We start from the raw sequence: 12,313 nt of genomic DNA, 5'->3' as shown, positions 1-12,313 counted from the left end.
GAACAAATACAATCTAATTTAAGATAACAGCCTTTTTTTAAAAGGGGTGAAAAGCAGAAATGCATTATATCAGTTACCATGAATATACAGTGAGACAACGGATAAACCGAAGCAATAAGCGAGTTCCTTTTATTGTTTGGCTTTTTCTTTTGTCACTCGCTTGATACGAAGGGGGTGGTCGCGCAATCAAAGGCGCAGGCAATAAGAGTTTTACTAAATGACGCATGTGTGAAGCTGAAGGGGTTTTGCTTCATACGCAAATGACGAGAATGTTTTAGTTACTGTTTGTGGGGTACACAGAGGAGTTAAAAAAGAGGGTGAAAGTGTGGATTTTAGAGAGATATTAGGGGTTAGTAACCTCCGACATCTGCGTTTAGTGGAGATACTATACGCCTGTCGGGTCGGTCTATCCAGTGACCAGTTATTAGAGGAGTTGGAATGCTCGTTGTCGGTTTTATTAAAGGATGTCAAGCTGATCAATAGTCAGCAAGACGCCTTTCGAATCGTAAAATATAAAGGACTTTACCAGTTGCAGATCAAATCGCATGTCAGCATCAACCGGTTGTATGCCGACACGATCCAGCAGTCACCAGAGTTTCAGATCATCGAAGAGCTGCTGTATGAAGAATGCGAAAACATCATTGATTTATCGAAAAAGCTCTTTTTGAGTCCGTCCAAAACACAACGGAATCTCAAAAAGCTCGAGAGCGTCTTGACCAAATCAGGCGTCACCTTGCAGTATCGGCCGTTGCGTCTTGAAGGCAAGGAGAGCGTGATCCGTCACATGTATTACCGCTACTTCATCGAAAAATCAGACCGTCTGGATTCGCTGTATCGGGATTTGAAGGAATTTCAGATCAAGGCGATCACAGAGCTGGTAAATCAATTCATTCAAGTAAATAAATTGGAGGACAACTTTATCTCGCGGAAGCGGCTCGGGTACAACATGTACATCAGCTTGTGGCGGATCAAGAATGGTCATTTTTATCCAAAAGCCGAGCTGGACAGTGATTTGATGCTGCCGGAGAGACAGCTATTGGATGCCTTCAAGCGAATGGCGATGGAAGTTTTCCGCGTGAAGCTGTCTTCGGATAAAATCAAGGACTGTCTCTGGCTGTCCTATGGCGATGTGGTGGTGGCAGGCAAAGGGCAGCTCCACAGCGCATTGAAAAAAGAGGACACCTACGCGGAGTATTATTACCGTCATTTGGAGCTGGTGGAGGAATTCGACAGTCTGCTGAATTTCTCATTAGGCAACGGGAAGAAGCAGGAATTGGCGGTCGTTTTGATGAATGAGCATCGGATCTATGAGCCTACTGGTCAATTGATCGAGATCCTGTTCCGTCAGCGGCGGATCTTCCTTGAAAAATTATCGGAGACCCATGATCAGGCGGTGAAAAAGGTGAAGAAGATCGTGGAGTATTTTGTCAGACGCTATCAGATGTATCAGGAAGAAGACTTTATCTGGAACTACGTGTACATCCTGATCACGATGGTGCCGCAAAGCTTGACGCTCTTAGCAAGCTGTGACCGCCCATTGAAGTTGCTGCTGTTGTCTGAGCTGTCGCCGACCGAAGAATTTTTCTTAGGCAATCAAATCGAAAATCAAATCTACGGAAATTTTGAGGTCCATTATGTCGAAAAGAAACTCAGCAACGTGAACATCAATCGTTCCGAGCTGGAAAAATATGACGCACTGATCACATCGAGCAGTGTCGAAGAAGTACCGGAGGAGTATCCAACAGTGGTGATCGACCCATTCCTGACGAATCAGGATGTCTTTCAACTACAACAGCTCATTAGTAAACTGGCTGGTTGAAAGGGTCCATTGCTGCCCCAGAAAGGTCAAGGGTTAGAAGATCTGATCATCCCCAGAAAAATAGGCAGTGAGAAAATCGATTGATTTTCTCGCCGCCTGTTTTTTACGATCGAAGGATTTTTTTCGGTTTTACAGTATACATGGTCTCCTGAAGTGTCTGTCGAGGGGCTGTCAACTGATCCAAGATCTTGTAAGCTAAGCGTGGGTGAAATTCCTGGCGTCGACTTTGTCAAAAAAATTGCGGCCTAATTCCTCAAAGGATTGGGCCAATCGTTCTTCATCTGCTGGCAACTCGTATTTTGCGATCATGAGGTTCCCTCCTCCAATCAACTAAGGGTTTCTGACGAACAGCTACACGTTTATTTTACCAGAGGGCCTTCGCTGAAAGAAAAAAATCCTTCACGAAGACAATTCTTCAGGAAGGATATTTTTTTGTTCAGCGTTTTGGTCGATTAAGAATGCTAGTCGTCCGAAACGGCTTTTTGAAGCGCTTAGGTAAGACTAGCGAGATCAATTCAAAAGGTGTAGCTAAAACCGTCCAGGCCACTTGGCGGGCACTTGGATGGAAATAATAAACCTGCATCATGACAAAATGAAGGAGCAATAATCCCGGCAACAATTCTAGTCCGATCTGCCACGAAGCATCCCAATGGGTAAAGTAGCGGAGCAGACTCAAGCCCAACGGATACAAGTAGAACAGAGACGTCACCAAGTTCACACGCCAGCTTTTGGTCAATAAGCGCAGGTTGAATAGGAAAAACAGTGCCGATAAAACGATCCCGATTGGCGGGAACAGGCTGACTAAAAAGGAATAAAGCGCGCCGAAAAGTAAAATTCCCGGTCCTTTGAGTAAGGCTGCGACAAGGATCAAGGCACCGATCAGTAATAATTGCTGTTTAATGGTCGCGATACATAAAATAGCGAACAACGCCAAAGTGGCCCAATGCCAAAAACTGCTCACGGCTTCCTTATCAGGATACCGTTGCTTCAGGTAACGTGCAGCATTTGGAAAATCTTGTTGAAAATTAGGCATACGATCCCCTCTTTCTAAATCGTCGATAGACACGTATTGTCCGTGTATCGATCCTTAGTGCCTAGTATAGAGAGAAAGCCGAGGAGAAACATCCGACTTTCGACGGATTTTCATAAGGAATGAGAAAATTTGAGATTTGTGCTATTGTAGGGACAGTTCTACTTGAGTGAGCAAGTAGTAAAAAGAATCGTACAACAACGTTTGAGGCTTTCGCAGCGTCGAGCGTTTTATTGTTAACAGTTGGAGGAGAGGAACATGATTTTTGATTCTCATACGCATTTGAATGCGGAACAATTTGAAAATGAGATCCCGGAAACCGTCGAACGGGCGAAAGCGCTTGGTGTGACGGAGATGGCTGTTGTCGGCTTTGATACGCCGACGATCGAGAAAAGTTTAGAGCTGAACCAGCAATATGAAGGGATCTATTCCATCATTGGCTGGCACCCGACAGAAGCGGGCAGCTACACGAAAGTCATCGAAGAAGACTTGATCAAAAAAATGACACTGCCGAAAGTGGTGGCATTGGGCGAGATCGGGTTGGATTATCACTGGATGGAAGATCCAAAAGAAGTTCAAGACAAGGTGTTTCGTCGTCAGATCGCGATCGCCAAGGAAATGAATCTGCCCATCAGTATCCACACGCGTGAAGCGTTGGAGGATACGTACAAGATTTTGAAAGAGGAAGACATTCGCGACATCGGCGGGATCATGCACAGCTTCAGCGGCAGCGGTGAATGGGCGGAGCGCTTCTTAGATTTAGGGATGCACGTTTCTTTTTCAGGTGTGGTTTCCTTTAAGAAAGCCCTGGATGTTCAAGAAGCAGCGACAGTGGTGCCAATGGATAAATTATTGGTCGAGACCGACGCGCCGTACCTTGCGCCAATGCCGTACCGCGGCAAACGCAATGAACCAGGCTACACTCGTTACGTGGTGGAGAAAATCGCGGAATTGCGCAATTTGCCGATGGAGGAAGTCGCACATCAAACGACGCAAAATGCCCATCGCCTGTTTAGGATCACTGCCGATGACTAAAGAAAAGATTGAAGAAATCATCGTTGTTGAAGGCAAGGATGATACGAAGCGATTAAAGGAAGTCTTCGATGTCGATACCATCGAGACGCGAGGGTCTGCCATTAATGAAGCGATTTTAGAACAAATCGAGCATGCACAGGCAACACGAGGCGTGATCGTTTTTACCGATCCTGATTTTTCCGGCGAGAAGATCCGCAAGACAATCATGGAAGCGATCCCCGATGCCCAGCACGCCTTTTTGTCCCGGCGAATGGCGGCTCCGCAAAAACGCGGGGCAAGTCTTGGTGTCGAGCACGCCAGTGATGAAGCAATCATTGACGCCCTTCACAAAGTCGTGACGCCAGCGGAGAGCAACGAGCCCAAAATAGCTAGACAAACACTCTTGGAGTATGGTTTAATAGCGGGAGCTCAAGCCCGTGAGCGTCGAGAACGTTTAGGGGACGAACTGAAGATCGGCTATACGAATGCCAAACAATTAGAAAAACGATTAACGATGTTTCGGATCACCGAAGCACAACTACACGAGGCAATGAGGAAAGTAGAGGAAACTTCTTGAACGAACACAAAGATATCGCAACGCCTTCTCGAACACGAGAAATCCTGCAAACGCACGGCTTCTCCTTTAAAAAGAGCTTGGGTCAGAACTTTTTGACCGAACCCAATATTTTACAAAAAATCGTCGCCACTGCCGAGATCGACAAGCACACCAACGTGATCGAAGTCGGACCGGGAATCGGCGCATTGACTGAACACTTGGCCCGCGCGGCACATCAAGTTCTCGCGTTTGAGATCGATGACCGTCTGATCCCTGTTTTAGCAGATACGCTAAGTCCTTATGACAACATCCGTGTCGTCCATAACGACATTTTAAAAGTCGATTTGAAAAAAGAAACGGCGTATTTTGACCAAGCTGGGCCTATCAAAGTCGTGGCGAATCTACCGTATTACATCACGACGCCGATCATGATGCACATCTTGGAATCCGAACTGGCTGTCGATGAGATGGTGGTCATGATGCAACGGGAGGTCGCGGATCGCATCTCCGCAAAACCAGGCACCAAAGCCTACGGGTCCTTGTCCATTGCAGTCCAATATTATATGGAAGCAACGACAGCCTTCATTGTACCGAAGACCGTCTTCATTCCGCAGCCCAACGTCGATTCGGCGATCTTGCGGCTGGTTCGCCGCAAAACACCAGCGGTAGAAGTAACGAATGAAAGAGAATTCTTCAAGTTAACAAAGTCGGCCTTCATTTTGCGTCGCAAAACGCTATGGAACAATCTATTAAATACTTACGGCAAAGACGACGCGACCAAAGCGTGGCTAGAAACCAGCCTGCAGCAAGCGGAAATTGATCCGAAGCGACGAGGCGAAACACTCTCGCTGGAAGAGTTTGCCAGATTGTCGAATGCGCTGGAAGCGAATAAGTAAGCAAGACCTGTGACAGCAATGTGTCACAGGTTTTTTCCGATAACCTTAGATTACAAAGCGAAAGAGTGGTTGCTTTCTTTTTATTTTTTCATTAAATCCACAGTAAATTTGTCAAACAAAACTCCACTCACCTATAATAGAGAACATAAATTTGTATTTTTGGAGGACACAATGAAAAAATTGATCATTGGACTATTAGTGGTATTCGTTCTGGGTGCAGGCGGCTATTACGCATATACGACATTCAGCGGAAACGAAGAAGCTTCACCTAAACAAGAAACACGCAAAGCGAGCATCAAAGCAAAAGAACCAGAAAAAGCGGGCGAAACGATCAAAGCCAGCGACTACAGTGATGCGGATAACTGGTTGTCAAAACCAACGGATATTACCAGCCAAGCAGATGTTTTCATGTTGTATCCGACAGCTTACGCACAAAAAGACAGCAATGCCTCACCAGTTGCTAAAATCGACAACGCAACGATGCGTGCGGGCGCACAAGTATTTCTAGCGACGCAAGGATCTGCCTTTGACACGAGCGGCAATATTTTCGCACCTTACTATCGTCAATTAGATGCCAACTGGTTGTATTCAAAACAAAAAAGTGAACAAAATGAGTATGTTGATGGGATTCCAAAAGCAGACGTCATCGCCGCTTTTGACTACTATATCAAACACGAAAACAACAACCGTCCTTTCATTTTAGTTGGACACTCGCAAGGTGCCCGCATGATCAAAGCGATCATGTATGATTATTTCAAACAGCATCCTGGCGTAAGCGACCGCATGATCGCCGCGTATGTACTGGGTCAATCGGTCACTCAACAAGAAATGACAGACAATCCGCAGGTCAAATTTGCGACAGGCCCGGATGATACCGGTGTCGTTGTTTCCTACAATACCGTTGCTCCAGACTTTAACGGACAATTACCAACCTGGGACGAAGGCGCCTTAGCCATCAATCCGATCAATTGGAGAACCGATGGGACGCCAGCGACCGCAAACGAAAATCTAGGCTCTTATGTTCGCAATGACAACGGCGACTATGCTAAAGTGATGAACCTTGCGGATGCGACAGTAGATGGCACTCGCGGCCTCGTCGTTTCCTCCACAGTCGACAAAGCAAAATATGAAATGCCGGAAAGCACACGAAAACTTTATCCAGCAGGCTCGTACATGAACAATGACATCAGTTTCTATTATTACAACCTGCAGCAAAATGCTGAAAACCGTGAAGCACAATATTTTGCTACACATCCGCAGCAAACAACTCAAACACCTACACCGGATGCCAACCAGCAACCGGCGCAGCAAGACCCGCAAACAGTTGATCCAAATCAACAAACGGCGCAATAAGCGGCAAAACGACCTTTCGATCACATCGAGAGGCCGTTTTTTTGTAAAAAGAATTTGACAAACAGCCTTTTGCCCGCTATCCTTAATTTACAATCATATTAAAACACGATGAGAAAGAAAGTAGAAACGATCCCTTCCCACAGAGAGTCTCGGCAGCTGAAAAGAGATGGAAACGAATGGTTTTGAAAATGGCTTTTGAGTGGACCTTCTGACTAATTAAGAAGGTACGGGATGTTCCGTTAAACAACAAGAGTCTCCCAGTCAAACATGGGGTACTTGTCGAGGCAGCCGACTGTGAGGTCGCTGCAAATCAAAGGTGGTAACGTATATCAACTATGCCCTTAGATAGCATCATGCTATCTAAGGGTTTTTATTTTATTTGAAAAGGAGAGGATTTTATGAGCACTATTCCATTTCGTTTTGATCAGGTGGGCAGTTTATTGCGTCCTGCAAGATTGAAGGACGCGCGGGAAGCATTCAAACAAGGAACGATCACGAAGGAGGCATTGACGAAAGTCGAGAATGAAGAAATCATCAAAGTAATCCAAAAACAAAAAGAGCTTGGGTTGCAGGCAGTAACAGATGGGGAGTTTCGTCGTCGCTGGTGGCATTTGGATTTTATCGCCGGTTTGAAGGGAATCACGGTGTATGATTTTGAAACAACAGCTTTTGGCGTGACTACAGAGGCGCAAGGGACGTATGTCAGCGGCCCGCTTTCCTTTGACTCGACGCATCCCTTTTTAAGTCATTTTAAATTTACAAAGGAGCAGGCTGGAGAGGTGACCGCGAAACAAACCATTCCTGGACCGAATATGATCTACCTCGATTCATTTATTTTATCAAAGCAGTATCATGAAAATCCTGTCTATGAGGATAAAGCGGCCTTCATTCAAGATTTGATCACGACCTATCAAGCAGCGATCCAAGCATTTTATGATGCTGGCTGTCGGTATCTGCAACTGGACGATACGAGCTGGGGCGGGTTATTCGATGAACGTTTCCGCGGTCTGATCACCAACAACGGATACGACCCCGATGACTTGATCCAAGAGTTCGGCGATATTACCGAGGCTGTTTTGGCGGCTAAACCCGCTGACTTAGCGATAACATTTCATTTCTGCAAAGGAAATTTCCAGTCCCATTGGTTGTACAACGGCTCTTACGATAAAATCGCTGAACGATTATTAGCCATCACCGCATTCGACGGCTTCTTCTTAGAATTCGATGATGAGCGCTCCGGCAGCTTTGAACCCTTGAAAAATATTCGAGAACAGCGGATCGTTTTAGGTTTAGTTACTACGAAAACACCGAAATTGGAAGACAAGGACGTTTTAAAAGCACGGATCAAAGAAGCGATACAGTATGTTCCTTTGACACAGCTTTGTTTAAGCCCGCAATGCGGCTTTTCGTCAACGCAAGAAGGAAATAAGGTTACGGAAGAAGACCAGTGGGCAAAATTACAATTAGTGATCGAGACAGCAAAAGAAGTCTGGACAGAGAAGTAACCAATAACCTGCAAAACAGGACAGGGACTAACGTTTATTAAAAAATTTTCAAAAAATCTAAAAGCAACACCTGCGCGTCTTTCTCGCAGGTGTTTTTTTGCTTTTTAAGCCGACCGCTGAATTTGTAAAGTATTCCACAAGCATCAAGTTAGAAAAAACACTTTTCATCTCCTATAGTAGTAAAGGATACAGAAACAGGAGGAATCATCATGGATTATCGCGTATTACTTTACTATAATTACACAACAATCGAAGACCCTGAAGCATTTGCTAAGGAACATCTGGCCTTTTGTCGCGCACTCGACATCAAGGGGCGCATTCTTGTTGCACCAGAAGGGATCAACGGCACGCTCTCTGGAACAAAAGAAGCGACCGAGCAGTACATGGCAGCCATGCTGGCGGATGAACGATTCAAGGACACATATTTTAAAAGCGACGAAAGCGAAGGCCACGCCTTCAAAAAGCTTTTTGTTCGTCCACGGACAGAACTCGTTGCACTGAATTTAGAAGAGGACATTGATCCACGTCAAATGACTGGAAATTACTTGGAACCTCAAGCCTTTCGTGAGGCATTGTTAGCGGAGGACACCGTCGTTATAGATGCCCGCAATGATTATGAATACGACTTAGGACATTTTCGTGGAGCGATCCGTCCAGAGATCCATAATTTCCGCGAGCTGCCAGAATGGATTCGTGAGAACAAGGAACAGTTTATGGATAAAAAAATCGTCACCTATTGTACCGGCGGCATTCGCTGTGAGAAATTCTCTGGCTGGTTGTTGCGAGAAGGCTTTGAAGATGTTGCACAGCTTCATGGGGGCATCGCGGCTTATGGGAAAGACGAAGCCACACAAGGGGAGCTTTGGGACGGAAAAATGTATGTCTTTGATGAACGAATCAGTGTCGAGATCAATCAGGTCGACAAGAAAGTCATCGGGAAAGAATGGTTCGATGGGACCCCGTGTGAACGCTACATCAATTGCAGCAACCCAGAATGCAATCGCCAAATGTTGGTTTCTGAAGAAAACGAAGAAAAATATTTGGGGGCATGTTCGATTGCATGTGCTAAAAAATCAGACAACCGCTATCTAAAAAAACATCACATCACCCCAGAAGAACGGGATGCACGCGTGGCACTGATAGAAAAATAGTGAAATTTTTCAAAAAATTCTCACCGCTACTGTCTTGACACATAGTCGTATTTGGACTACACTAAAGTACGAATTAAGTATCTTGACACGTATAGGAGGATACAATGAAAACTCATTCTGTTAAACATATGACGATTTCAGCCTTGCTGATCGGTATGGGGATCTTGATCCCTATGATCATGCCCAAGATCGTAATAGGCCCGGCATCATTCACTTTGGCCAGTCATGTTCCTGTCTTTATTGCGATGTTCTTTTCACCCTTTGTTGCGGTGGCGGTCGTGTTAGGGACCGCGTTCGGCTTCTTTATCTCCACCACGCCGATCATCGCACTGCGGGCGCTCTCCCATCTGATCTTTGCGTTTATCGGGGCGAGCTATTTACAAAAGCATCCCGAGCTTGTATTGAAAAATGGAAAATTTACCTTGGCAAATGGCCGTTTCCAATTATTTAACCTGATCATCGGTGTGATCCATGCGGCGGCAGAGATGCTCGTTGTATCCGCCTTTTATTTTATGGGAAATATGCCGGATACCTTTTATTCACAAGGATATCTGTACACGGTCTTTGTCTTGATGGGGGTAGGCGGATTGGTCCACAGCCTAGTCGATTTTAACATCGCCTACTTCGTTGCAGGCGCGCTGTACAAGCAATTCAACTTACCGATCTTTGAGAAGGCGGTCAAACAGGAAAAGAAATTGAACAAGGTCGTCGCTTAAGCCGTGAGAATACTCACGGTTTTTTTTCTTTATTCCAAATTAAAAAAAAGAAAAAATGTAGAATGTTCATAAATTTAATTTGTATCATCTAAAAAAAGAGCTTTTATTTCCTTAGAATTAAGTTATATTCTATTCATAGTCATAATTGAGTAGAAAATGAGGTTAAATAAATGGTACGAGTTTTAGTTTTGACAAAGAATATCTTAGCAGAAGAAATAATAATCAATAAATTACAACATTTAAATTACGAAGTCTTTTGTTCCACTAGTATTTTGAATGAAATTCAAATAGAAGGACGAGTGTCTGATCTGGTGCATTATTTCCCGATCATCGTCATTGGTGAGACCATTTCAAGCTACGAGATGGAGCTGATGCTGCCGAATCTGACAGAACAGGATCATAGCATTCTACGGGAAGTGGATCATGCGATCAGTGAGGAAGAGCGCGCTGCTCTTTACAAGCTTGGCGTAAGCGGCGCGGTCCAAAACAGTGAGTCGATCGAAATACTGCGAGAACAGTTAGCAGAGGTCGCTGCTCAGTATCACGGCAAAGCGTTTGAACCTGCTGCAGCCGAAAAATGTGATGGGCCTGATGCAAGTGAAGGCGAGCAAGGAATCTCAGCAATGACATTGATCAATCTGTCATCGCTTGAGCTGCAAGTGCTAGAGAAATTGCGCAGCTGCCCAGGCGAGATCGTCTCTCGCGATGAGTTATGTATGACCTTGTGGGGCAACGTGTCACAATCTCGACTAGCCCAACTTTCTTCATTAGTCAAAAACATCAAATTAAAGTTGGAAATGCTGGAAGTCGATCAAGAAATCATCCAAACCATCTGGGGCAAAGGGTATCGCGTACGAAAAGATATCGCAGTCCACAACAAATAAACGCCATGCTGAGGAAAAGTGATCCTGCTTTTTCTCAGCATTTTTTTAGGCCAATTTGAATTGGTGCTCAAATTTCACAAGCTATGCTAGAATGTACTGTACGTTGAGGCTACGGGTTTTAACGAATGACAAAATAACAATTTAGGAACCGATTAGAAGGAGCAAGAACCGTGAAAAAAAATTTTTTGATTGGTTTGATGATGGTGTCCGCGGCATTTCTTTTCACTGCGTGCGGCAATGGAACGAAGGAACAGTCCACCGCGTCAACAAACAAATCCACGCAAACAACTGAAACGACAACAAAGACGACCGAAAAAGCAACGGTGAAAGATAAAATGGAGAAAAAAGTGGAAAAAACAATGGCTGATATGACGTTGGAAGAAAAAGTCGGACAGCTTTTCATGGCACGTGTGCCTGAGGAGAACCAAGTGGCAGATATCCAAAAATTTCATTTAGGCGGCTATCTATTATTTGATCGCGACATGCAAGGCAAAGGACAAAGCGACATCAAACAAACGATCGAAAGCTACCAAGAGTCCAGCAAGGTGCCTTTATTCATTGGTTCGGACGAAGAGGGCGGAAACGTCAGCCGTTTGAGCCGCAACCAAATCGTCTCGCCAGCTTTTGAAAGCCCGCAAGCGTTATACCAAAAAGAGGGCTGGGATGGTATCATAAAAGATAGTGATCGCAAAGCACAAGTGTTTCGCGAACTAGGCATCCAGCTAGGCATGTTTCCCGATGCAGACGTATCGACTGACCCGCAATCCTTTATTTATGATCGGACGATCGGCATGGATGCCGCAGGGACGAGTCATTATGTGAAGATAAGCGTCGAAGAAATGAAAAAACAAAAAATCGGTTCGACCTTGAAGCATTTTCCCGGATATGGGAACAATCGTGACTCTCATGTGGAGATCGTCACGGATGACCGTTCAATAGAGGATTTGCGAAAAAATGATTTTCTGCCCTTTGAAGCAGGGATCAAAGCCGGAGCCGACAGCATCATGGTTTCCCACAACATAGTAAAAGCCATCGACGGCAACCGACCTGCGTCGATCTCCAAACCTGTCCACGATGTCATCCGCAATGAGCTGGGCTTTACAGGGGTCATCATGACAGATGATATGGATATGGCGGGTTTGGCGGACTTTATCTCGCAGGAGGAAGCAGGGCTTCAGGCGCTGCAGGCAGGCAATGATATGATTTTGTCATCCAGTTACGGTACACAGATCCCGTATATTTTGGAAGCAATCAAAAAAGGGACATACAGTGAGGAAGAATTAGACCAATCCGTGAAGCGTCTGCTGACATGGAAAGCGGAATTAGGACTGCTCAACTAAAAAGGAGGAATTGCAATGTGCGCATCCATGCGTTTGAGAAATAATCGAA

General features: G+C 45.1%; 11 protein-coding genes and 1 other annotated feature. Of the genes, 10 read left to right on the top strand and 1 reads right to left on the bottom strand.

Annotation, left to right across the window (positions count from 1 at the left end; genetic code table 11):
* Window positions 1-325 precede the first annotated feature (325 nt).
* Entirely contained in the window at window positions 326-1,819 is a 1,494-nt protein-coding gene (locus tag A5868_RS12625; protein ID WP_086303269.1) for a helix-turn-helix domain-containing protein, read from the top strand.
* 436 nt (window positions 1,820-2,255) lie between these two features.
* Here A5868_RS12625 and A5868_RS12615 read toward each other — a convergent pair whose 3' ends face one another.
* Entirely contained in the window at window positions 2,256-2,852 is a 597-nt protein-coding gene (locus A5868_RS12615; protein ID WP_086303270.1) for a hypothetical protein, read from the bottom strand.
* Between the two features lie 255 nt (window positions 2,853-3,107).
* On the opposite strand from A5868_RS12615, the gene A5868_RS12610 reads away from it, so the two are divergent.
* The 9 genes from A5868_RS12610 to A5868_RS12570 all read left to right on the top strand — a co-directional run bounded on the left by A5868_RS12610 (window position 3,108) and on the right by A5868_RS12570 (window position 12,264).
* Complete coding sequence (locus tag A5868_RS12610) at window positions 3,108-3,884, top strand: TatD family hydrolase (RefSeq protein WP_086303271.1); 777 nt, start codon at window positions 3,108-3,110, stop codon at window positions 3,882-3,884.
* The gene (gene rnmV, locus A5868_RS12605; RefSeq protein ID WP_010779717.1) at window positions 3,877-4,440 is read left to right on the top strand and encodes a ribonuclease M5; all 564 of its coding nucleotides are present in this window, start codon (window positions 3,877-3,879) and stop codon (window positions 4,438-4,440) included. Before A5868_RS12610 ends, rnmV begins: the two co-directional genes overlap by 8 nt.
* Window positions 4,437-5,315 (top strand): 16S rRNA (adenine(1518)-N(6)/adenine(1519)-N(6))-dimethyltransferase RsmA, encoded by an 879-nt coding sequence (rsmA, locus tag A5868_RS12600; RefSeq protein WP_086303272.1) that lies wholly within the window; start codon window positions 4,437-4,439, stop codon window positions 5,313-5,315. The genes rnmV and rsmA overlap by 4 nt, the downstream gene beginning before the upstream one ends.
* A 171-nt stretch (window positions 5,316-5,486) precedes the next feature.
* The gene (locus tag A5868_RS12595; RefSeq protein ID WP_010779719.1) at window positions 5,487-6,668 is read left to right on the top strand and encodes a DUF3089 domain-containing protein; all 1,182 of its coding nucleotides are present in this window, start codon (window positions 5,487-5,489) and stop codon (window positions 6,666-6,668) included.
* A gap of 99 nt (window positions 6,669-6,767) precedes the next feature.
* Window positions 6,768-7,014, top strand: a binding site (T-box leader).
* A 52-nt stretch (window positions 7,015-7,066) separates the two neighbouring features.
* Entirely contained in the window at window positions 7,067-8,173 is a 1,107-nt protein-coding gene (locus tag A5868_RS12590; RefSeq protein ID WP_086303273.1) for a 5-methyltetrahydropteroyltriglutamate--homocysteine S-methyltransferase, read from the top strand.
* Between the two features lie 209 nt (window positions 8,174-8,382).
* On the top strand, window positions 8,383-9,324 hold the full coding sequence (gene trhO, locus A5868_RS12585; RefSeq protein WP_086303274.1) for an oxygen-dependent tRNA uridine(34) hydroxylase TrhO: 942 nt from the start codon (window positions 8,383-8,385) through the stop codon (window positions 9,322-9,324).
* Between the two features lie 104 nt (window positions 9,325-9,428).
* A complete protein-coding gene (locus tag A5868_RS12580; protein WP_086303275.1) occupies window positions 9,429-10,040 on the top strand; it encodes a hypothetical protein in 612 nt (203 codons plus the stop codon).
* 170 nt (window positions 10,041-10,210) lie between these two features.
* Window positions 10,211-10,924, top strand: coding sequence for a helix-turn-helix domain-containing protein (locus tag A5868_RS12575; protein ID WP_010779728.1), 714 nt, complete (start codon window positions 10,211-10,213; stop codon window positions 10,922-10,924).
* A 170-nt stretch (window positions 10,925-11,094) separates the two neighbouring features.
* On the top strand, window positions 11,095-12,264 hold the full coding sequence (locus A5868_RS12570; protein WP_086303276.1) for a glycoside hydrolase family 3 protein: 1,170 nt from the start codon (window positions 11,095-11,097) through the stop codon (window positions 12,262-12,264).
* Window positions 12,265-12,313: the final 49 nt, after the last annotated feature.

Origin of the sequence: Enterococcus sp. 12F9_DIV0723 (assembly GCF_002174375.1) — a bacterium.
GTDB classification, from domain to species: domain Bacteria; phylum Bacillota; class Bacilli; order Lactobacillales; family Enterococcaceae; genus Enterococcus_A; species Enterococcus_A gilvus.
Note: the sequence above shows the minus strand (reverse complement) of the source record. Positions and strands in the feature narration are given on the sequence as shown.